General features: G+C 69.2%; 18 protein-coding genes and 1 pseudogene. 5 read left to right on the top strand and 14 right to left on the bottom strand.

The features are described 5' to 3' along the window. Positions 1-16: 16 nt before the first annotated feature. From NQ204_RS17720 to NQ204_RS19705, 3 genes and pseudogenes are all read left to right on the top strand, one after another. Positions 17-811 (top strand): undecaprenyl-diphosphate phosphatase, encoded by a 795-nt coding sequence (locus tag NQ204_RS17720; protein ID WP_108767270.1) that lies wholly within the window; start codon positions 17-19, stop codon positions 809-811. 74 nt (positions 812-885) lie between these two features. Beyond that, positions 886-1,710, top strand: coding sequence for an META and DUF4377 domain-containing protein (locus NQ204_RS17715; RefSeq protein ID WP_256644542.1), 825 nt, complete (start codon positions 886-888; stop codon positions 1,708-1,710). 59 nt (positions 1,711-1,769) lie between these two features. Further along, positions 1,770-2,488, top strand: a pseudogene (locus NQ204_RS19705) (NADPH-dependent FMN reductase). A gap of 96 nt (positions 2,489-2,584) precedes the next feature. On the opposite strand, the gene NQ204_RS17700 reads toward NQ204_RS19705, so the two are convergent. The 12 genes from NQ204_RS17700 to NQ204_RS17645 form a co-directional block, all read right to left on the bottom strand. Beyond that, entirely contained in the window at positions 2,585-3,193 is a 609-nt protein-coding gene (locus NQ204_RS17700; protein ID WP_116862817.1) for a YbhB/YbcL family Raf kinase inhibitor-like protein, read from the bottom strand. 11 nt (positions 3,194-3,204) lie between these two features. Then, a complete protein-coding gene (locus NQ204_RS17695; RefSeq protein WP_116862816.1) occupies positions 3,205-5,277 on the bottom strand; it encodes a tetratricopeptide repeat protein in 2,073 nt (690 codons plus the stop codon). 56 nt (positions 5,278-5,333) lie between these two features. Continuing rightward, positions 5,334-6,323, bottom strand: a complete 990-nt coding sequence (locus NQ204_RS17690) for a YheT family hydrolase (protein ID WP_207776454.1) — start codon at positions 6,321-6,323, stop codon at positions 5,334-5,336. 52 nt (positions 6,324-6,375) lie between these two features. Next, entirely contained in the window at positions 6,376-7,167 is a 792-nt protein-coding gene (locus NQ204_RS17685; RefSeq protein ID WP_116862814.1) for a lysophospholipid acyltransferase family protein, read from the bottom strand. A 205-nt stretch (positions 7,168-7,372) separates the two neighbouring features. Continuing rightward, positions 7,373-8,206: an MBL fold metallo-hydrolase gene (locus NQ204_RS17680; RefSeq protein WP_256644541.1), complete on the bottom strand. Its 834-nt coding sequence runs from the start codon at positions 8,204-8,206 to the stop codon at positions 7,373-7,375. Then, entirely contained in the window at positions 8,193-9,215 is a 1,023-nt protein-coding gene (locus NQ204_RS17675) for an NAD-dependent epimerase/dehydratase family protein (RefSeq protein WP_256644540.1), read from the bottom strand. The genes NQ204_RS17680 and NQ204_RS17675 overlap by 14 nt, the downstream gene beginning before the upstream one ends. Continuing rightward, positions 9,215-10,234 carry a 3-oxoacyl-[acyl-carrier-protein] synthase III C-terminal domain-containing protein gene (locus NQ204_RS17670; protein WP_116862811.1) on the bottom strand — a complete coding sequence of 340 codons (1,020 nt, stop codon included), beginning with the start codon at positions 10,232-10,234 and terminating at the stop codon, positions 9,215-9,217. Before NQ204_RS17670 ends, NQ204_RS17675 begins: the two co-directional genes overlap by 1 nt. Positions 10,235-10,239: 5 nt before the next feature. Then, positions 10,240-10,674 (bottom strand): hotdog fold thioesterase, encoded by a 435-nt coding sequence (locus tag NQ204_RS17665; protein WP_108767261.1) that lies wholly within the window; start codon positions 10,672-10,674, stop codon positions 10,240-10,242. Positions 10,675-10,684: 10 nt separating this feature from the next. Continuing rightward, a complete protein-coding gene (locus tag NQ204_RS17660) occupies positions 10,685-12,766 on the bottom strand; it encodes a phospholipase D family protein (protein WP_116862810.1) in 2,082 nt (693 codons plus the stop codon). Continuing rightward, positions 12,763-13,392: a YceI family protein gene (locus NQ204_RS17655; RefSeq protein WP_488192374.1), complete on the bottom strand. Its 630-nt coding sequence runs from the start codon at positions 13,390-13,392 to the stop codon at positions 12,763-12,765. Before NQ204_RS17655 ends, NQ204_RS17660 begins: the two co-directional genes overlap by 4 nt. A 4-nt stretch (positions 13,393-13,396) precedes the next feature. Next, positions 13,397-13,873, bottom strand: coding sequence for a SixA phosphatase family protein (locus NQ204_RS17650; RefSeq protein WP_079224644.1), 477 nt, complete (start codon positions 13,871-13,873; stop codon positions 13,397-13,399). 49 nt (positions 13,874-13,922) lie between these two features. Beyond that, complete coding sequence (locus NQ204_RS17645; RefSeq protein ID WP_256644539.1) at positions 13,923-14,552, bottom strand: ParA family protein; 630 nt, start codon at positions 14,550-14,552, stop codon at positions 13,923-13,925. 123 nt (positions 14,553-14,675) lie between these two features. Between NQ204_RS17645 and NQ204_RS17640 the strand changes: the two genes are divergently transcribed. Then, complete coding sequence (locus NQ204_RS17640) at positions 14,676-16,160, top strand: AAA family ATPase (RefSeq protein ID WP_256644538.1); 1,485 nt, start codon at positions 14,676-14,678, stop codon at positions 16,158-16,160. A gap of 492 nt (positions 16,161-16,652) precedes the next feature. Here the strand turns inward: NQ204_RS17640 and NQ204_RS17635 are convergent, their stop codons facing one another. Together NQ204_RS17635 and NQ204_RS17630 are read right to left on the bottom strand one after the other, a co-directional pair. Then, on the bottom strand, positions 16,653-17,558 hold the full coding sequence (locus NQ204_RS17635) for an AEC family transporter (RefSeq protein ID WP_256644537.1): 906 nt from the start codon (positions 17,556-17,558) through the stop codon (positions 16,653-16,655). An 85-nt stretch (positions 17,559-17,643) separates the two neighbouring features. Beyond that, complete coding sequence (locus NQ204_RS17630) at positions 17,644-18,279, bottom strand: tetratricopeptide repeat protein (RefSeq protein ID WP_116865343.1); 636 nt, start codon at positions 18,277-18,279, stop codon at positions 17,644-17,646. Between the two features lie 168 nt (positions 18,280-18,447). On the opposite strand from NQ204_RS17630, the gene NQ204_RS17625 reads away from it, so the two are divergent. Then, positions 18,448-22,134 carry an indolepyruvate ferredoxin oxidoreductase family protein gene (locus tag NQ204_RS17625; protein ID WP_256644536.1) on the top strand — a complete coding sequence of 1,229 codons (3,687 nt, stop codon included), beginning with the start codon at positions 18,448-18,450 and terminating at the stop codon, positions 22,132-22,134. Positions 22,135-22,223: the final 89 nt, after the last annotated feature.

Here is a 22,223-nt window from a genome sequence, read left to right as displayed (position 1 = left end):
GGCGCCCATTCCATCCATGTCCGATCTGCTCTCCGCCCTGTTGCTGGGCATCCTTGAAGGCCTCACCGAATTCCTGCCGATCTCCAGCACCGGCCACCTGCTGATTGCCCAGCACTGGCTTGGCGCGCGTTCGGACTTCTTCAACATCATCATCCAGGCCGGCGCGATCCTGGCCGTGGTGCTGGTGTTCCGGCAGCGCCTGCTGCAGCTGGCCACCGGCTTCGGCCAGCGCGAGAACCGCGAGTACGTGTTCAAGCTGGGCGCGGCCTTCCTGGTGACCGCCGTGGTCGGCCTGGTGGTGCGCAAGGCCGGGTGGTCGCTGCCGGAAACCGTGGGCCCGGTGGCCTGGGCGCTGATCATCGGTGGCGTCTGGATGCTGCTGGTGGAGGCCTATACCGCACGCCTGCCCGACCGCGACCAGGTGACCTGGACGGTGGCGATCGGCGTGGGCCTGGCGCAGGTGGTGGCCGGCGTGTTCCCCGGCACCTCGCGTTCGGCCTCGGCGATCTTCCTGGCCATGCTGCTGGGCCTGAGCCGCCGCGCGGCCGCCGCCGAGTTCGTGTTCCTGCTGGGCATTCCCACCATGTTCGCCGCCAGCGCCTACACCTTCCTGGAACTGGCCAAGGAAGGGAACCTGGCCAGCGAGAACTGGACCGACGTCGGCGTGGCCTTCGTTGCCGCCGCCATCACCGGCTTCGTCGTAGTGAAGTGGCTGATGGGCTACATCAAGTCGCACACGTTCACCGCGTTTGCCGTCTACCGCATTGCCCTCGGCGCCGCACTGCTGCTGTGGTTGCCTGCCGGTAGCTGAACAACGCCGGGACCGGGCAACCCCATTCCCGGTCCCGACCCGTTTTTCCAGGTTCCTCAAGGAGACTCATCACCATGAACCGCACGCTCACCCTGCTCCTCCCGCTGGCCCTGCTGGCCGCCTGCAGCCAGACCCCGGCCCCGGCCGGTACCGGCGGCGACGACGTGGCCCCGGCCGCCACCAAGGCAGCGGACCAGCAGACGCTGGCGCACCTGGATGCGCAGCGCCTGCAGAGCCAGCACTGGTTGCTGAAGCAGGCCACCGCGGCCGACGGCACGCGCATTGATGCGCTGTTCGCCCGCGATGACAAGCCGGTCACCCTGGACTTCGCCGATGGCCGCCTGTCGGTGAGCAACACCTGCAACCGCCTCGGCGGTGGTTACACCCTGGAGAACGGCACGCTGAAGGTGGGCGCGATGGTGTCGACCATGATGGCCTGCACCGACAAGGCGCTGATGGCGCTGGACGAAGCGGTGTCCAGCCGCCTGCAGGGCCAGCTGAAGGCCGCGCAGGATGCCGACGGCACGCTGACCCTGACCACCGGCAAGGGCGACGTGCTGGTGTTCGCACCGGAACCGACCGCCGAAACCCGCTACGGCGGCCCGGGCGAAACCGTGTTCCTGGAAGTGGCTGCGAAGACCCAGAAGTGCTCGCACCCGCTGATTCCGGATTACCAGTGCCTGCAGGTGCGTGAGGTGAAGTTCGACGACAAGGGCCTGAAGCAGGGGGAGCCCGGCAAGTTCGAGAACTTCTACGGCAGCATCGAGGGCTACACCCACGAAGACGGCGTGCGCAACGTGGTGCGCGTGAAGCGCTTCGCGGTGAAGAATCCGCCGGCCGACGCACCGTCGCAGGCGTACGTGCTGGACATGGTGGTCGAGTCGGCGACCGAGCGCTGAGGCCGAACAACGCGTGGTAGAGCCGACTGTCAGTCGGCTTGCTTCTGTAGAGTCGAGCCATGCTCGACTTTGTGGAAAGCAGCCGAGCATGGGCTCGGCTCTACAAAGGGCGCAGCCGAGCATGGGCTCGGCTCTACAAAGGGCGCAGCCGAGCATGGCTCGGCTCTACGGAAAGCAGAAAGGTACAGCCGGCCAGCGGCCGGCCCTACCCGGAGGGCGCACGCCTGCGTGCTAGCCTTGCGGCGATGAAGATTCTCGCCATCTCCGGCAGCGTGCGAAGGCAATCCACCAACACCGCGCTGCTGCGGGCGCTGCAGGCCTTCGCACCGACGGGCATGGCGCTGGAGGTCTACACCGGCATTGGCGATCTGCCCGTGTTCTCGCCCGATCTCGAAGGCGCCGATGAGCCGGGCAGCGTCACCGGCTTCAAGGCGACGGTCGCGCAGAGCGACGGCGTGCTGGTGTGCAGCCGGAATACGTGCGCGGCATTCCCGGCGGGCTGAAGAACGCCCTTGACTGGCTGGTCTCCGGCGACCAGATCGTGGGCCGGCCGATTGCGCTGGTACACGCCTCGCATGTTGGCGAGGACATGCTGCAGGCGCTGCGCGCGGTGCTGTCGACGGTGAGTTCGGCGCTCAGTGCCGATCTGTTCCTGCGCGTGCCGGTGCTGGGGCTGGAGCCGCAGCAGGTGGCGGATGTGCTGCGGTCGGAATCGCATCGTGAGAAAGCCCAAGCGTTTCTGCACGGGTTTGCGAAGTACTGCCGTTCGTCTTCGTAGCGTCGAGCCAAGCTCGTCTGCGTGGAAAGCAGTCGAGCATGGCTCGACTCTACAAAAAAGCAACGCCGGCCAGCGGCCGGCGTTGCCGGGTTGCCGTTACAGCGCGGGATTCAGCGTGTAGGTGCCGTGCAGCGTGGCCTCAGCCAGCACGTGGCCGTGCATGGCGCGGTAGGCATCGGCGGCGGTGAAGCGCTGCGGCAGGTCCAACGTCGCCACGTCCAGCGCGAACACGCGGAAGAAGTAGCGGTGCACGCGCTCGTCGTTGAACGGCGGGTACGGGCCGTCGTAGCCGAGGTAATCACCAGCCATGTCCGGGTTGCCGGCAAACCAGCCGGTGAAGTCGTTCACGCCCTGGCGGCTGCCCGCCGGGCCGGCCGGTGCCGTCTTGCCCTTGGCAACGAAGCCATCGCTGCAGCTGCCGGCGGCGATCTCATGCACCGACGCCGGAATATCGGCCATCACCCAGTGCACGAAATCGCAACGCGGCTGGTCGCGCGGCACGGTCATGTCACTGCGGCCGACCGTGTCGGGCACGGTCGGCACGTCCGGATCCACGCACACCAGCAGGAACGCGCGGGTGCCATCGGGCACGCCGTTCCACGCCAGGTGCGGGTTGCGGTTCGGGGCGAAACCAGTGGCATCACCGGCCGCGAATTCGCGGTCGATCGGGGCGCCGGCGGTGATGCTGTTGCTGCTCAGCTGCATGGGGGGGCTCCTTACGCTTCGGGATAGCCCAGTCGCACCGCGACCGGGGTCAACAGATCGAACGCTGCACTCATCACATCGGTGTAGCGGCGCCAGTGGCCGGCCGGGAAACGCGGCGGGCCGATGCGCTCGGCCGGCGGGATCGAGGTGTTGAACAGCTCCTGCAGCATGTCGGCAACCACGCGCGGGTCATCGCCCACGTCGTCCATGCGCATCAGCATGTGCGGGTAGAGGTCCTGCTCGTGCAGCGTCGCCACCTGGGCCATCGAACGCGCCAGCCACTCGGCCACTTCGGCCACGTTGTTGACCGCGAACGGTGCCGGCGCGCCGTAGGCGATCCAGTCCAGCAGCATGTCGCGCGGGTCGCGCAGCACCACCAGCAGGCGGCCCTGCGGCAGGTGCGGGCGCAGCGACCACAGCAGGGCGTTGTCCCACCACAGCAGCCAGTCGATGACGGTGTCGTTCTGCACGCCGCGCTGGCGCAGCGTGTCGCGCCAGCCGCTCACCAGGCCCTCGGGGCTGAGGTCACCGGAAGCGAGCTTCTGCAGGGTGAAGTAGTTCTGGAAGGCGTCATCCGGCGGGGTCGGCGCGAAGCGGTCGCTGCGCATCACCGGGCTCGCGCCGGCGAAGGTGACCGCCACGCGTTCAACGCCCGAGCCCGGTGCGCCCCACAGGAAGATCGGTGCGGAGGCAGCGCTTTCGGCATCGACCTCGCCCAGGTCGGGCCAGCTCGGCGGTGCTTTGGCCTGCGGCGGCAGCGGCAGGCGCTCCGCGTTCTGCTCGGCATGCAGCTCCAGCCAGGTGCGCAGCGCTTCGCGCGGCTGGCCGGCCTGGTCCTGCACCTCGCCCAGCCAGGTGCGCAGCTCGCGGCGGCGGGTCTCGGGCACCGCGTCGACCAGGCCCTGCACGTGGGCAACGGCGGCGGCCGGGTCACGCGCCAGCAGCGCGCCGACCAGGCGGGTCTCGCCACTGATGCGGCCCGGTTCCAGCGCGACGATGCGGGCCGCCAGGGCCTCCACGGCGTCGGCTTCGCCGGCCGCTTCATGCAGGCGCAGGCGGGCTTCCAGGGCCGGGACGAATTCGGGCATGGCCTCGATCCAGCGATCAGCCACGGCAATCGCGCCCGGGCTGCCGAAGCCTTCCGGCGCCAGGCGTGCCAGCCACAGGTGCGGCAGCTGCGGCTGCTCGGCCAGCACTTCGTCCAGGTCCGCGCGGGCTTCTTCCTCGCGGCCCAGGCGCTGCCAGCAGGCCAGCAGCAGCTCGACCACGCGGCGGTCGCCCGGGTTGGCCTTCAGCATCGGCCGCAGCTGCTCCAGCGCCTGCATCGGCTGGTCGGCCTGCAGGGCGATTTCAGCACCGAGGCGCTGCAGCGCCGGCGCATCCAGGCCCGGCACCTGCAGCGCCTGCTGCAGCTGCTGGTGGGCGGCCTCGACGTTGCCCTGGCGCAGCGCCAGCTGCACCACCAGACCGTGCAGGCTGGTCATCTTCGGGTTGATGTCGAGCACGCGGCGGAAGGCCTGCTCGGCAAAGGCCAGCATGTCCTTGGCCTGGTAGGCCGACCCCAGGGCGTACAGCACGCGCGGGTCGTTGGGCATCTGCCGGGCAGCTTCGGACAGCAGCTGCAGCGCGCGGTCGGCGTCATCGCGGTACAGGGCCACCATGCCCTGCAGCGCCAGCACTTCCGGATGCTCCGGCTGCAGCTTGGCGGCCAGCGTGGCCTGGCGTGCGGCGGTGTCGATGTCGTTGCGGCCGATCGCCAGATGGGCCTGCATCAGGTACGCCTCGAAGGCGTTGGGATTGAGGTCGGTGGTGCGCAGCAGTGCTTCGTCGGCGCCCTCGAACTGGTGCAGGGCCAGCAGCAGGCCGGCCTGCTGCAGGTGCAGCTGTGCATCGTCCGGGGCCAGCAGCAGCGCCTGCTGCAGGGGCGCCTGCGCGGCTTCGGGCTGGCCCTGCTGCTGCAGCGCAAGCGCCAGCCAGCGGTGGGCCTGGGCCTGGCCGGGTTCATCGTGCACCCACGCCTGTGCCAGCTGCACGGCCTGTGCGGTGTCGTTCTGGCGCAGGGCCTGGAGAATCTGGTCTTGCATGGCAGTCCGGTTCAATGGCAAACCCGCATTGTAGCGGGCTGCGCGCCGGCGCCGGTTCAGCCCGCCAGCACCCGCTGCAGGCGCTGGGCCACCCAGCGTTCGGAGAAGCCGTCGCCGCGCCAGTTTTCCAGGAACCCGCAGTGGCCGCCCCAGCAGGCGGTTTCCAGCCGCGCGTGCTGCGGCAGCTGCCAGTCGCGGAAGGTGGCATAGGGAATGACCGGATCATCCTGGGCCATCAGGATGTCGGCCGGCACCTGCAGGGTGGACAGGCGGTCGCCGGCAATCGAGTAACCATCGAAGTAGGCCTGCAGCGTGCCGAAATCGGTATGGCGCTCGACCAGCCAGGTGGTCAGCGCGCGGATGTCCAGCTTCAGTACGCGGTCGTCGCAGTCGCTCAGTTCCGGGAACAGGTCGCGCTTGCGGCGCAGCGAGCCGGCCCACTTGCGGCGGAAGTACCAGTCGTACATCGCCGGGCCGCTCTGGATGCTGTCCATGGTCAGCGCCGGATCCAGCACCGGGCACACCGAGGCCACCCGCTGCAGCGGCACGCCGGCCGCGGGGGCACGCAGGGCCAGGCGCAGCACGAAGTTGCCGCCCAGCGAATAACCGGCGGCCACCAGCGGCAGGTCCGGCCAGCGTCGCGCGATGTCACCGGTCGCCTGCACCACTTCGTCGATGCGGTTGGAGTGGAAGATGCCGGGATTGAGGTGGTGGGTGTTGCCGTGGTCGCGGAAGTTCAGCCGCACGACGTCGAAGCCCTGGTCGATCATGCGCGCGGCCGCCATGCGCATGTAGCTGGATTCGGCGCTGCCCTCCCAGCCATGCAGCAGCAGGGCCATGCCCTTCGGCTCGCGGCCTTCGACGTAGCTGTGCCAGCCCTGCAGGCGCACGCCGTCGCCACCATCGAGTATCAGTTCTTCGCTGACCGCACCGGTGGCGGCCAGCAGCAGCAGGCCACGCTGCAGGCGCATGCGGCTGGAGCTGAGCATGGACTGCAGGTGCGGATTGCGCAGCCAGCGCGGCGGCTGGTAGTCAGCAGCATGCAGCGTCGGCGTACCGGCGTCCAGCAAAGGTGGCGGGATCAGTGCCACCGCACGCTCACTGCCGGCCCATCGCCGCCACGATGCGCGCGCGCGAGGTTTCCGCGATGCGTCGACGGCCTTCCAGGTCCTGTGCACCGATCGGTGCCAGGAAGTGCACTTCCGCACGTCGCGCCGGCTCACCGAGCAGGCGCAGGAAATTGGCGAAGAAACTCTCGCCCGGGCCGAAGGCCACGATGGTCTGGGCATCGCCATGGGCGCCGTAGACCAGGGCCACCGGCTGCACCGGCACGCCGGTTTCAACCGCGGCCTGGAAGATGCGCGCATGGAACGGGCCCACTTCGTGGCCGCCCCGGGTACGCCCTTCCGGGAACACGCCTACCGCCTTGCCATCGCGCAGGCGGTCGGCCATCACCTGCATCACCCCACCGAGCGACTCGGTGTTGCCACGCTGGTGGAAGATGGTCTGTCCGCGCGCGGCCAGCCAGCCCACCACCGGCCAGCTGGCGATCTCGCGCTTGGCGACGAAGCCCATCATGCGCTGGCTGTGCAGGATGGAGATATCCACCCAGCTGACGTGGTTGGCGACGAACAGCACCGCGCCCGGCAGCGCAGAACCGATCTGCACCAGGCGGAAGCCGAAGATCCACATCAGGCCGCCCTGCCACCAGTTGACGACCTTGGCGCCGAAGGTGGCATCGCCCACGCGCAGTTCGCCCCACGGCGGAAGCATGCCGATGAGGATCAACGGCAGGAACACGAGGATGTGGACCAACAGCAGCGGTACGCGGTACAGGTAACGGCACACACGCGCCACGCCGCCACGGGGGGCCGGAGTGGGGGAAGTCATCCGCGCACGATACCGGAGGGCCGCAGCCGCTGCCAGCCGATTCTGGCCATAAGTCCTATTGACCGCGGCCATGGGCGGGAACACGGTGTCCTGTTGGCGAGGCTGTTGGGGCCGGCGGGCCCCGCTTGCGTTGGCATTTTGTGGAGTCGATCCATGCTCGACCGCTCTTGGCGCCACATCAACAGCCGTCGAGCATGGCTCGACGCTACAGGGTCGCGGCCGGCCGCCATTGCCCGCAATGGGCCGGTACCAGCTGCAGGTCGCTGACCTGGCGCTGGGTGTGCTGCAGCCGCTGCAGGGTCTGCCGGTAGGTGCCGGTGTGGCCAAGCAGGGCGGTGACCAGCCGCGGTGGCGGCACGCCATCGGTGATGGCGGCGCTGGACCAGGCGGCGTCGGCCACCAGGAACACCGGGCGGCCATCGGCCCCTTCAAAGAGCAGCCCGTGCTGGCCCACCGCATGGCCGGGCAGCGGCACCGCCAGCAGGCTGCGGTCGCCCAGCACGTCGCGGCCACGGCCGAAGGCATCGAAGGGATGCGGCAGGTCCACCTCCGGCAGGCTTTCCAGCCAGCCCATGCGCGGCGCCGCATCGCGGGTCAACGCGGGCAGCAGGCCCACGCTGAGCGCACGCAGGCGCCCGCGCGCGGCCTGGTCCTGCCACGCGGCGCGCGAACACAGCAGCGGCACGTCGGGGAAATCGAGCACGCCACCCACATGGTCACCGTGCAGGTGCGACAGCACCACCAGGCCGACGTCGGCCGCGCCGATGCCACGCTGCTGCAGCTGCGCGCGCACGCTCTGGCCCGGGCCCAGGTGCACCGGCGTGACCCAGCGGTACAGGCGCTCGGGAAGGCGCGCGGTGGCCTGCAGGAAGGCGTCCGAATAACCGGTGTCGAACAGGATGAGCCCGCGCTGCGGATGCCGCAGCAACGCCACCAACGCCGGGAATTCGCAGCGGTGCCAGCTGGCCCCCTGGCGCACGGCGCGCTGCGGATGCACGCAGTGACCGGCCTCGATCAGTTCCCACTCAAGCCGTACCATCGCTGCCCCCGTGCTGCTTCCAGGCGTGCTGCTTCCAGTGCGTGGCGAAGGCCTGCAGCGCGGCCTGCACGCCGGTGCGCGGGTCGTAGCCAAGGTCGCGCCGCGCCGCGCTGATGTCCAAGGTCTGCGAGTAGCCCAGCACGCCCACGCCATAGCGGGTCAGGCGCGGCTCGGGGCGGCCCGGGCGCAGGTTGGCCAGGGTTTCGGCCACACTGGCCGCGGCCAACGCCAACGTTCGCGGCACCGGCCGCAGGCGCACCTGCAGTTCCATCGCTTCGAACAGGCCGTTGACCAGCGCATGCACGTGCAGCGGGGTGCCAGCGCTGATGTTGTAGGCCCGCCCGCTGCAGCGCGCGTCCGCCTGCAGCGCCAGTCTCACCGCCTGCACTGCATCGTCGACGGGAGTGACATCGATGAGCGCGCGGCCGCCGTGGATCAGCGGGAAACGGCCGCTGGCCGCCACCGCCAGCAGGCGGGGCAGGATCGCGCGGTCGCCGGGCCCGAACACCGCACGCGGGCGCAGCACCACGGTGTGCAGCCCCTGGCGCGCGGCAGCGGCCACGGCCAGTTCCGATTCCCATTTGCTGCGGGCGTAGTCGGTGATCCAGCGCCGTGGCGGCTGGAAGCATTCATCCAGACCGTACTGGTCGGCGAAGCGGAAATAGATGCTGGGCGAACCCAGGTGGACGAGGCGGGCAACACCGGCCGCCTGCGCGGCCTGCAGCAGGCGCGTGGTGGCCAGCACGTTCGCCCGCTGGAATGCAGCCGCCGTTCCCCAGGGTTGCGACATCGCCGCGCAGTGCACCACCGCATCGCAGTCCTGCAGCAGCGGCGCCAGGGCATCCTCGGCAAGATCGGCAGCAATCACTTCGATACCGTGCGCCGCCAGCGCCCGCAGCCGAAGCACATCGCGCCCGCTGCCGCGCACCTGCCAGCCCTGCGCCGCCAGCGCGAGTGCGACATGTTGGCCGATGAAGCCGCTGGCGCCGGTGACCAGGACCCTGGCCATCAGTAGCGCAGCACCGCGCCGCCCAGCGCCAGGCCGGCGCCTGTACCGATCAGCAGGGCCTGGCCGCCGCGCGGCAGGCGGCCGTCGATCAGGGCCTGGTGCAGGGCCATCGGCAGCGACGCCGCCAGCTGGTTGCCGTGCTCGCGCAGGATGCGCACCAGCCGCTGCGGCGGCAGGCCCAGCACCCGCTGCAGATGATCCAGCGCCTGCCCGCTGGCCTGGTGCGGCACGATCACATCGCACGCGGCCAGCGAGGTGCCGGCGCAGTCCAGCAGATCCTGCAGGAAACCGGGCAGGCGCCGCGCCGCTTCGCGGTACAGCGCCTTGCCCTGCATCTGGAAATGATGGGCCGCACGGTAGGCATCGACATCGTCGAACAGGCGCATGCCGGTGCCGCAGGTGGGCACCTGGCACAGTTCGGCACCGTCGCCATAGGTGCGCAGGCGGGTGGCCAGCAGCGCCGAGGCCTGACCGTCGCCGGCACGCTCGACCAGCATCGCCACCGCGCCATCGCCGAACAGCGGCGCGGTCAGCGGGTCATCCGGGTCGAGCCCGGCACTGGGAATGTCGCTGCAGACGATCAGCACGCGCCGGTAGCGGCCCAATGCCAGCAGGCTGCCGGCCATTTCCAGCGCCACCACGAAGCCCAGGCAGGTGGCGTTGACGTCGAAGGACGGCACGCCGCTGTCGCCCAGGCCGAGGGCGCGCTGCACCAGCACGGCCTGGCAGGGAATGGCCTGTTCCATCACCCCGCAGGCGGAGATGATGCAGTCGATGTCGGTGATCGCCAGGCCGGCTTGCTGCAGGGCCTGGCGCGCGGCCTGCGCGCCCATCCACGAGGCCCGCTCGTCGGGCGCTGCATGGCCGCGGCTGGCCACGCCGCTGTGCCGTTCGACCCAGCCGTCCGGCTTGTTCCAGCGCTGGTCGAAGTGCTGCGACGGCACCCGCAGGCGCGGCAGGCAGGCACCGCTGGCGATGATCCGCAGCGGCAGTGCGGCGGGAGCAGGCAGCCCGGACATCGGCCTCAGCCGTGGCCTGCAGCCACCACCGCCAGGGTCAGCCGCGAGATGCACACCAGCCGGCCCTGTTCGTCTTCGATGCGGATTTCCCACAGCTGCGTGCTGCGGCCCACGTGCACCGCACGCGCAGTGCCGGTGACGGTGCCGCTGCGCACGGCGCGCACGTGGTTGGCGTTGATCTCAAGGCCTACGCAGACCTGCTTGCCGGTATCCACGCAGAGGTTGCCGGCGCTGCTGCCCAGGGTTTCGGCCAGCACCACCGAGGCGCCGCCGTGCAGGATGCCGTACGGCTGGCGGGTGCGTTCGTCGACCGGCATGGTGGCCTGCAGCCAGTCATCACCGGCGGCGGTGAAGGCGATGCCCAGGGTATCGATGGCCGTGCCACGGCTGAGCGCATTGAGCTGGTCGATGGAAACAGCTTCACGGAACACCTGGGTCATGCAAGCACCTTCAGAGGATGGGGACGAGGCCGGCGCCGAATGCGGTCAGCATGCGCACCAGCAGCCATTTCGGGCCGACGTTCACTTCGGGAAAGTCACCGACGGGCACGTAGCAGCGATGGAAATCCGGGCTCTGCCGCGGCAGCGGCTGCGGGCAGTCCACGCCGGGCTGGAACTCGTAGTCGGTGGCGTAGCGCCACGGCCAGAAATCGAGGATGGGCAGTGCTTCGGACGCCTTGCCCACGCTGTAGTTCAGCCCCGAGAGCACTGGCGGCTTGGCGCGCGGCGCCACCGTCCAGGAATTCTGCGGGTGGGTGTCGCGCAGGATGCTCTGCGCCAGCTGCTCGGCGAACACCGGGTCGTCGATGATGACCGCGCCTTCGGTGTTGTAGTTCTCGCTGCGCGGATCGAAGTTGTGGGTACCTACCACGCCGATGCGGCGATCGACCACCAGCGACTTGGCATGCAGGCCCATGCGCGCGCCCTTGCGGGTGACCGGCAGCGGCTTGTTGACCGCCTTGCTGCCCAGGAACGAGGGACGCGTTTCGGTACGCAGCAGGCGCGTTTCCACTTCACTGCCGGCGGCACGGCGGCGCGCCCGGCTGTTCTCGTAGGCGCTGCCCAGGCGCGGATGCTCCACGGCCGGACGGGTGCCCTGCCCGTCGCTGCCCGCAGTGGCCGGCGTTGACGGTGCATCGTCGTTGCCACCGCCGGCATTGCTGCCAGCCGCGCTGCCGCCGATCAGCGGATTGCGCACGCCCGCGTCGCCCACGGTGCTGCCGCCACTGCCCAGCGGGTCGGGCAGCAGGTTGCGGTAGTCGACCGGCGCATCCAGCGGGAACGGCTTGTATTCGAAGATGTTGAAGCCCAGTTCGCGCATGTTGCGCCGCTTGTACTTGTACGACAGCGCATACACGATCGGGTTGTCGGTGGCCGCCAGGCTGTTGCTGGACACCACCACGCGCGGCGGCTCGGGCCGCTTGCGCAGTTCGCGGAACAGTTTCTGCGCCGGCTTGGACAGCACCAGGTACGGCGTCTGCAGGATCACTTCCTTCTGCGCGCCGGAAATGAGCGCATCCAGCTGCGGCTCGGTGACGTGCTGGCCGGCCAGCGGCGCACTGGCGCGCTCGCGGCGGTGCTTGCGCGGCAGGTCGGCGACGTAGCGCACCGAGTGCACCGGCAGCGCGGTGTCGACGAACGAGCGGGTGATGAAGGCGGTGTCGTTGGCTTCCTCGCTGACCCGTTCCACCCGCTCGGGGCGGCGGAACTGCGCTGGCGGCATGTCCGGGACGCCGGCGTTGAGCAGGGTGCGACCGACATCGTTCAGCCGTTCGGCAGGCACGCTGCGCGGCGCGCGCCAGAACGCATCGAAGTTGGCGGCCATCGCCCGCGCTTCCGGCCCGGCGATCAGCACGTCGCGGTCGCGGAAGTTGTACTCGCGGTCCCAGTCGTAATAATCGTCCTGGTAGTTGCGGCCGCCGACCACGCCGATCGCATCGTCGATGACCAGCAGCTTGTTGTGCATGCGCTGGTTGAACCGGCGGAAGCAGCACAGCACGCTGCCGGCATAGTCGAAGTAGTTCAGCCGGGCCTTGCCGAAGGTCGGGTTGTAGACCCGCAGCTGGAAGTTCTGGTGGGCGCCGGACAGGGCGCCCAGGATCTCCAGGTCGGAGATCGCCGAGAGCTGGTCGATCAGCACCCGCACCTTCACCCCGCGGCGCGAGGCGGCCAGCAGTTCGTCGATGACCAGCCGGGCGCTGTCATCCTTGTCGAAGATGTAGGTCTGCAGGTCGATGCTGCGGGTGGCACTGCGCAGCAGGTTCAGGCGGGCGACCAGGGCGCCCTCGCCTTCGTCGAGCAGGGTGGCGTAGTGCAGCGGCTGCGCTTCGGTCGATTCGCTGAATGCGCGGCCGGCCAGGGATCGCAACGGTGAATCCAGCGCACAGCGATCGGCGCGCTGGCAGTCGACCTGGGTCGACCGGGCCTGCACGGCGATGGCCTGGGCACGGTCGCGCTCGGCGTTGGACAGCGACGCGCAGCCACTGCCCAGCAACACGGTTGCCAGCGCCAGTACACGCAGCAGGAGATTCACGGTTTCGGCGCCTCGCTCAGGCGGGCTCGCAGTACGAAGGTCACTCGGTCACTCAAGGCAAGCTGCCAGCTGTCCATGCCGTACCGGCCTCGTTGCACGGTACCGCGGCTGACGACATCGCAATCATAGCCGGGTCGGGAACATTCCGCCTTCTCCACCCGCAGGGTTTCCGGGTGGCTGACCCCGCGCAGGGTCAGCCGGCCCCGGATGTCGCCGCCGTTGCCGACGGTGTCCGGCCAGTAGGGCAGCGAATCGAACTCGACCGACGGGTAGCGCACGGCATCAAAGAACTCCGGCCCGCGCATCCAGCCGGTGTAGCGGTCCTTGCCCGGGATCTCCACCGAGCGGGTGAACATCTTCAGGTGCACCTGGTGGCGGCCATCGGACAGCACTTCGACGCGCCCCTCGAAGTGCGGGAACAGCCCTTCGATGCGCTGGCCGAAGCGGGTGCGCACCTCGAAGCCGATCCGTGAGCGCTGCGGGTCCATGTGCAGGACGCGCGGCGACTCGACCGACGCCAGTGCCGACACCGGCGGCAGCGGCGTAGGGGGGGGAGGGGCAGCCCAGGCCGGGCTGCAGACCAGCAGCACCGGCAGCAGGCAGCGGCCGGGCCGTGCCAGGGTCATCGACTCACGGCCACCAGAAGGCGTTCAGGCTGGCCACGCCCGGCTCGATCGCCGCCTCGCGCGGGAACCCGAGCACGGCCACGGCCGCCGGCGGCATGCCCCGGTAGTCGCTGCTGGTGCCTTCGGTCATCAGTGCCACCAGCCTCTCCAGGCCGGGGTTGTGGCCGACGATCAGCACCCGGTCGAGGTCCCGGCGCTCATCCACCAGCGCGGCCAGGGTGCCGGGGGTGGCTTCGTAGATGCGGTCTTCCAGACGCTTCTCGACGTAGCCGATGGTCGCCAGCACCGCTTCCAGGGTCTCGCGGGTACGCCGCGACGGCGAGCACAGCACGCAGTCCGGCAGCAGGTTGTTTTCCTTCATCCACTTGCCGGCCGCCTCGGCTTCGGCAAGACCCACCGGCGACAACGGCCGATCGAGGTCGGCCTGGCCGGGGGTGGCCGGTTCGGCATGGGCATGGCGCAGCAGGATCAGTTCACGCATCGCGAGGTTCCATGAAAGTGAGGGTGCAGCACAAAGGGTGACGTACGCGTCACAGCTTCAACCAGGCCAGCAGCGGCTCCCAGTCGGCCTGGTGCTCGCGCACCTGGGCCGAGCGGTAATCGAACAGGCTGCGGCCAAGGCCGGTCATCACCACGTAGCTCTGGCTGTCGCGCAGCTGGGCGACCACCGGGTACGGCCATTCGCCCAGCATCTGCAGGGCCTGTTGCGAGGTCTGGGTCCACGGCTTGGTGCGGTTGAGGACCAGGCCCACCGGCAGCCTGCGGCTGTGCACGCGCGGGTTCTGCGCCAGGCTGTTGAGGAAGCCGACGATGGCTTCGATGTCCAGCGCCGAGGGCAGCACCGGCACCACCACGGCATCGGCGGCGTCGAGGAAATGGGGGATATCGTCGGCCAGTGCGCCGGCCGGTGCGTCGATGATGACGGTATCGGTCCCGTCGGGCAGCTTCTTCGCCCACTGCTTCTTGCGGTACACGTCGATGGGCAGGACCGCGCTGTCCAGCCCGGCCCGGCGCTGTGCCCAGCGGGTGCTGGAGCCCTGCGGGTCGGCGTCGGCGATCACCGTGGCCTTGCCCTGCAATGCCGCGTATGCGGCCAGATGGGTGGCGACGGTGGTCTTGCCCACCCCGCCCTTGGAACCGGCCACCAGGATCGTCTTCATGCCAGCCTCGCTTCCGGGTACGTGCCCCGAGCGTACACCGGCGATGGTGACCTTAGGTAGAGACGGCCTGAATCAATCCGCATCGGCTTTGCTATCGTTGCGCTCCCGAAGGATCGAACCGGCATGAGCGAACTGCAGGACCTGAGCGCATTGATCCGCGCAAACACCCCCCTGATCGTCATCGAGACCCAGGACGAGGGTCGCATCGTCGAACTGTTCCGGCAGACGCTGATGCATGTCTGGCGCGCCCTGCACCGCTGGTCGATCACCGAGGGCCTGCGCCGCATCGACCTGGAGCGCGAGGACGATGCGATCGGCCCGCCCGACGCCAGCGCCGCCCTGCAGATGATCCGCCAGGCCGAACAACGCGGCATCTACCTGCTGCTCGATTTCCACCCCTACCTCGGTTACGCCAGCCACCAGCGTGCGCTGCGCGACCTGATCCAGCGCCGCCACAGCCAGCCGCACGTGCTGGTGCTGATCGGCGCCAAGGTCGAACTGCCGCCCGAACTGGAAGCGCTGGCGGTGCGCTTCAACCCGCGCCTGCCCGATGCCAACGCGCTGCTGAAGATGCTGCGCGAGGAGGCCGACGCCTATGCCCGCGAGCATGGCGGCCGCCGGGTGGAAGTGGACAGCGAAGCGGTCAAGAAGATCCTGAAGAACCTGCAGGGGCTGAGCCTGGTCGATGCCCGGCGCATTGCCCGCCAGCTGATCTATGCCGATGGCGCGCTGCGCGACGACGACCTGCCGCAGCTGGCGCGGCTGAAGTTCGAGCTGCTCAACCGCAGCGGCCACCTGTTCTTCGAACATGACAGCGCGCGCTTCGGCGACGTGGCCGGTGCCAACCGGCTGAAGCGCTGGATCAACCAGCGCCGGGTCGCCTTCATCGCCGGCTCGGCCCCGGCCGGCCTGGACCCGCCGCGCGGCATGCTGCTGCTGGGCGTGCAGGGCTGCGGCAAGTCGATGCTGGCCAAGGCCACCGCCGCCGGCTTCAACGTGCCGCTGCTGCGCCTGGACGTGGGCGCGCTGTACAACAAGTACCACGGCGAGACCGAAGCCAACCTGCGCCAGGCCCTGGCCTCGGCCGAGCAGCTGGCCCCGTGCGTGCTGTGGATGGACGAGATCGAGAAGGGCCTGGCCAGCGGTGGCGACGATGGCGGCGTATCGCGCCGCGTGCTGGGCCACCTGCTGACCTGGATGGCCGAGCGCAAGGCGCCGGTGTTCATCGTGGCCACCGCCAACCAGGTGCACGAGCTGCCGGCCGAACTGCTGCGCAAGGGTCGCTTCGACGAGATCTTCTTCGTCGACCTGCCGCCGCCGGACGTGCGGGTGGAGCTGCTGCGGCTGCACCTGGGCCGGCGCCAGCTCAACGCGGATGATTTCGCGCTGCCGGCGCTGGCAGCGGCGGCGAACGGCTTCTCCGGCGCGGAGATCGAGCAGGCGATCGTGGCGGGCTTGTACTCGGCACATGCCGAAGGGCGGCCGCTGGATACCGAGCTGCTGATGACCGAGATCCGCGCGACGCGGCCGCTGTCGGTGTTGATGGCCGAGCAGGTGGCGGCATTGCGCGAGTGGGCGTCGGGGCGGACGGTTTCCGCGGACGACTGAGGGGGTTGTTTCCAGCCAACGGCGGAGCCGCTCGTGGCTGCTGGCTGGTCGCCGAATGCGGGTCATGTGCTTGGCCGGGCGGGTAGGCCGCGCAGGACACGCCGTAAACCCATCCATGGGGGCTCGATGGCGCCATCCATGGCGCCAACGGTCCTGCGCAACCTACCCGCCCGACCCCTGACAGTTTCCGTGTGCGGTGAGCCACGGAAAAGAAAAAAGAAGATCAAGAGCAAGAGCAGAAGCGGGTCAGAGCCTGTTGCGAAGCAACGGGATCCGACCCCTTGTCGTTCCGACAGATCGCGGAGGTCTGTCGAAGGCGGGATGGGTCCGGTTGCGGGGGCGTGAGCGCCATGGATGGCACGACCGAGGCTACATGGACGTATTTACGCCGTCCCCCGCAACCGGACCCACCCCGCCAACCCACAGGAACCCAGCTTTTGCTCTTGCCGTTGCATTGAGCGGGTGCAGGGCTGCAAGCCCTGCCGCCAACCATCACCCCAGCACCCAGATCCATGCCGGCAGCGTGACCAGCGACAGCACGATCCCATACCCCACCAGCGCGGCCGCCAACCGCGGCGCCAGCCGATGCGAGATCGCCAGCGCGGCCGCGGTGATCATCGTCGGCATCGCAGACTCAAGAACGTTGGCCTTCAACATCAGCCCCTGCATGCCCAGCGCCCACGACAGCGGCAACGCCAGCGCCGGCAGCACCAGCAGCTTCAGCAACAGGCCCACCGCCAGCGGGCGCAGTTCTTCGCGGCGCAGGCGCAGCTGGATCGACAGCCCTACCGCCAGCATCACCAGCGGCAGCATCGCGTCGGCCAACTGCTTCAATGCGGTGCCAATCCACGACGGCGGCTGCGCCGGCATCAGAAGCAGCGCGAACAGCAGCGCCCACAGCGGCGGGAAGCGGCCGATGCGGCCCAGCACCTGCACCGCCGTCGGCGGGCGGTCGCCGCTGTAACGCGCCAGCACCAGCAGGCCGAAGGTGGACAGCAGCAGGAAGGTGCCGAACTGGTCGTAGACCACCGCATAGGGCAAGGCCGCATCGCCCAGCAACGCGCGCACCATCGGGTAGCCGATGAAGCTGGAATTGGCCAGGGCCACGCAGATCAGCAGCACCGCGTGCACGTCGCGGGCGAAGCCGAACACGCGGGTGGCCAGGCTGACCAGAGCCCAGGTGGCCAGCATCAGCAGCCACGGCGTGGCCATCAGCCCCAGCAGGCTGGCATCCAGCTGCAGGCGCGGCACGTAGGTCAGCACCGCCGCGGGCAGGCAGACGTACAGCACCACTTTGTTGAGCGTCTCGGCGGCGTTGTCCGGCAACGCGCGCAGGCGGGCAAACAGCATGCCCAGCCCGAGCATGGCCAGGATCAGGGCGAACGCATCGAAGGCCATGGGCGGCTCCCCCTCAGGCACATGCCTGCGACGCGTTTGATTGTGCGATGCAGCACCGCAGGCGGCAAGCGCCTGCGGTCATGCGTCACGGCCAGGCCGGCGGCGCCGAGGCCCAGGCCTGCTGCACTTCCGCCAGGCTGGCGCGCTCGTCATCGCGCCAGGCCGGCAGCAGCTCCGGGTACCGGCTGCTGTCGTTCCACTGGGTCGGCTCGGTACGCACGGCGGCGGCGTACCACTTCACCGCTTCCTGCTGCTGGCCGGCCCGCCACAACGCCAGCGCGTAGGTGGGCGGAATCCACGCGGCATTGCTGCGCAGGTTGTTGGCCACCGACTGCCACTGTTCCAGCGCGGCCAGCGCCTGGCCCTGCCGCAGCAAGTCCCAGCCGTAGTTCCAGCGCACGCTGCGGCCCAGGCTGCTCTGCACGGGCGCCTCGGCCAGTGCCTCGCGATAGAGCTTTTCGCCCACTTCCGCGCGTCCCTGTGCGATGGCCACCGACGCCAGCTGCACCGTGGCTTCCAGCGTCTTGCGGCCCCGCTCGCGCTGCTTCAGCAGCTGTGCAACCAGGTCCTCGCCGGCGCCGCTCACCACGATGATCGGCGCGGCGGCAGCATCATTGTCGAAATAGAATTCCTGCGGTGCCGGCAATGCCGGTGCCGCCCATGCGGCGGCCGCGCTCGAGACCAGCAGCACGCCGGCCAGGAACTGTCCTGCAACTGACATCAAATTTCCCCCGGGTTGAAACACCAACCTCCCCTCTCCCCCCGATCCTAACCCCAGCAAGGCCGCCGATGCGAGTGCCGGGCCTTCCGGGCCCCACTGTTACAATTCGCGCCTTTCCCGCCGCGTGCCCGCACGCGGCCGGTGCCAGCCGATCCCACCGGGCCAGCCATGACCAGTACCGCGCAACTCACTTCGCCCTCTTCCGCCGACCTGATCGACCGTGATTACACGCTCGACCACAAGTACACCCGCAACGAGGGGCGGATCTACCTGAGTGGTGTGCAGGCACTGGTCCGGCTGCCGCTGATGCAGCGCCTGCGCGATGCGCACGAAGGCATCGACAGCGCCGGTTTCGTCAGTGGCTACCGCGGCAGCCCGCTGGGTGGCTTCGACCTGGAACTGTGGCGTGCGCGCAAGCACCTGGAAGCAGCCAAGGTGAAGTTCACCCCCGGCCTCAACGAGGACCTGGGCGCCACCATGGTCTGGGGCACGCAGCAGACCAACCTGTTCCCCGGTGCCAACGTGCAGGGCGTGTTCGGCATGTGGTACGGAAAGGGCCCGGGTGTGGACCGCTGCGGCGACGTGTTCAAGCACGCCAATGCGGCCGGCACCTCGCGCCATGGCGGTGTGCTGGCCTTGGCCGCCGATGACCACGCCTGCCGCAGCTCGACCCTGCCGCATGGCAGCGAAGACGAATTCGTCAGCGCGATGATGCCGGTGCTGAACCCGGCCGGCGTGCAGGACATCCTCGACATGGGCCTGCTGGGCTGGGCGATGAGCCGCTACACCGGGCGCTGGGTCGGCTTCAAGACCATCGCCGAGACGGTGGAATCGTCGGCGTCGGTCGAGGTCGACCCGCTGGCCCGGCGCATCGTGCTGCCGGAAGATTTCGACATGCCCAGCGGCGGCCTCAACATCCGCTGGCCGGACCCGCCGCTGGACCAGGAAATGCGCCTGCACCGCTATGCGGTCAACGCCGCGCAGGCCTTCGCCCGCGCCAACGGCATCGACAAGGTGGTGATGGATGCGCCGCGCGCGCGGCTGGGCATCGTCACCACCGGCAAGAGCTACCTGGACGTGTTGCAGGCGCTGGAATACCTGGGCCTGGACGAAGCCGCGTGCGCCGACATCGGCATCCGCGTGTACAAGGTCGGCATGACCTGGCCGCTGGAGCCGGAAGGCATCGCGCGCTTCGCGCAGGGTCTGGAAGACATCATCGTGGTGGAGGAGAAGCGTGCCTTCATCGAGCGCCAGATGAAGGAGCAGTTCTTCAACTGGCCGGTCAGCTGGGGCCAGCGTCCGTCCATCGTCGGCAAGTACGACGAGAGCGGCGAATGGATCCTGCCGTCCACCGGCGAACTGACCCCGGCCACCATCGCCGGCGTGATCGGCCGCCGCATCCAGAAGTTCTTCAACAACGAATCGATCGAACAGCGCCTGCAGTGGATGCAGGAGAAGGAAGCCGAGCTTGCGCTGCCGCGCGCCAGCTTCCCGCGCGTGCCGCACTACTGCTCCGGCTGCCCGCACAACACTTCCACCCAGGTGCCGGAAGGCTCGCGTGCACTGGCCGGCATCGGTTGCCATTACATGGTGACCTGGATGGACCGCAGCACCGACACCTTCACCCACATGGGCGGCGAAGGCGTGACATGGGCCGGGCAGGCGCCGTTTACCGACACCCCGCACGTATTCCAGAACCTGGGCGACGGCACCTATTTCCACAGCGGCTCGCTGGCGATCCGTCAGGCGGTCGCGGCCGGCGTCAACATCACCTACAAGATCCTCTACAACGATGCGGTGGCGATGACCGGCGGCCAGCCGGTGGACGGCCCGCTGAGCGTGCCCGACATCGCCAGGCAGATGCGCGCCGAAGGCATCCACACCATCGTGGTGCTGTCGGACAACATCGGCAAGTGGACCGGCCAGCGCGAACATTTCCCCAGCGAAGTCGAGTTCCACGACCGCAGCGAACTGGACGCCGTGCAGAAGCGCCTGCGCGAAGTGAAGGGTGTTTCGATCCTGATCTACGAACAGACCTGCGCCACCGAGAAGCGTCGCCGCCGCAAGCGCGGCAAGCTGGAAGACCCGCAGAAGCGCGTGCTGATCAATTCGCTGGTCTGCGAAGGCTGCGGCGACTGCGGCAAGAAGAGCTTCTGCGTGTCGGTGCTGCCGAAGGAAACCGAATTCGGGCGCAAGCGCGAGATCGACCAGTCCAACTGCAACAAGGACTACTCCTGCGTGAATGGTTTCTGCCCGAGCTTCGTCACCGTGCAGGGTGGCCAGCCGCGCAAGGGCAGCAAGCGCGATGCCTCCACGCTGCTGGACAACCTGCCGGCGCCGACCATCCGCGGCACGCTGGAACAGCCCTGGAACATCCTGATCACCGGCGTCGGCGGTACCGGCGTGGTGACCATCGGCGCCCTGCTGGGCATGGCCGGCCACCTGGAGGGCAAGGGCGCAAGCGTGCTCGACCAGACCGGCCTGGCGCAGAAGGGTGGCGCGGTGACCACGCATATCCGCATCGCCCGTCGCCCGGACGACATCCACGCCGTGCGCATCGCCGCCGGTGAGGCCGACCTGGTGCTGGGCTGCGACATGGTGGTGGTGAACGATTACTGGGCGCTGTCGAAGGTCCGCGCCGGCCGTTCGCAGGTCGTGCTCAACACCTACGAAGCGATGCCGGGTACCTTCACCACCCGCCCGGACATGCAGTTCCCGGCCGCCGACATCGTGGCCGGCGTGCGCGTGGCGCTGGGCGGCCAGGAGCCGCTGCAGCTCGACGCCACCCAGCTGGCCACCGCGCTGCTGGGCGATGCCATCGCCGCCAACCTGTTCATCCTGGGCTACGCGTGGCAGCACGGCCTGGTGCCGCTGTCGTTCGACTCGCTGATGCGTGCCATCGAACTGAACGGCGCCGCCGTGGCCATGAACCAGCAGGCCTTTGCCTGGGGCCGCCTGGCCGTGGTCGACCCGCAGGCCGTGCAGCAGGCGGCCGGTCTGGTGCGCAATCGCCATACCGACACCGAATCGACCCCGGGCCCGCTGCACCCGCTGCCGCCGGGCGAGTGGGAAGGCAACGAATGGGGCGCCACCACCGCACCGCGCAACACCGCCGACGAACGCGAACTGCGCGGCCTGCCCTCGCATGGTGGCGAGGTGGCCTTCCTGCCGCTGGACGACGCGCGCTTGTCGCGTTCGCTGGACGAAATGATCGAGCGCCGCGCTGCGTTCCTGGTCGAGTACCAGGACGCCGCCTACGCCAACCGCTACCGCAGCCTGGTCGAGCGCGTGCGTGCGGCCGAAGCCGAGCGCATCGGCGGCTCCACCGCACTGACCGAGACCGTGGCCCGCTACCTGTTCAAGCTGATGGCCTACAAGGACGAGTACGAAGTGGCCCGCCTGTACACCAGCGGCGATTTCCAGCGCCGCCTGCAGCAGCAGTTCGAGGGCGACTACCAGCTGCGCTTCCACCTGGCGCCGCCGCTGTTCGCGAAGAAGGACGAGCAGGGCCGCCTGTTGAAGAAGGAATACGGCCCGTGGATGTTCAAGGCCTTCGGCCTGCTGGCCAAGCTGAAGTTCCTGCGCGGCGGCCGCTTGGATGTGTTCGGCCGTACCGAAGAGCGGCGCATGGAGCGCCAGCTGATCGCCGACTACGAAGCCACCGTGCTGCAGCTGCTGGAAGGCCTGGAAGACGGCCGCCTGGCCCTGGCCGTGGAAATCGCCAGCGTGCCCGAGCACATCCGCGGCTTCAGCCACGTCAAGGAAGCGCACTACGAGCAGGCCAAGGCGCGCGAGGCCGCCCTGCTGGCGCAGTGGCGCAACCCGAAGGCGCTGCACATCGTGCAGGTGGCTTGAAGGTCGCTGAAGCGGTAGTGCCGGCCGCGGGGGGGGGGGGGGGGGGGGGGGGGGGGGGGGGGGGGGGGGGGGGGGGGGGGGGGGGGGGG

The organism is Stenotrophomonas testudinis, from assembly GCF_024499815.1.
Lineage (GTDB): Bacteria > Pseudomonadota > Gammaproteobacteria > Xanthomonadales > Xanthomonadaceae > Stenotrophomonas.
This window is presented reverse-complemented; position numbering and strand designations above follow the sequence as displayed.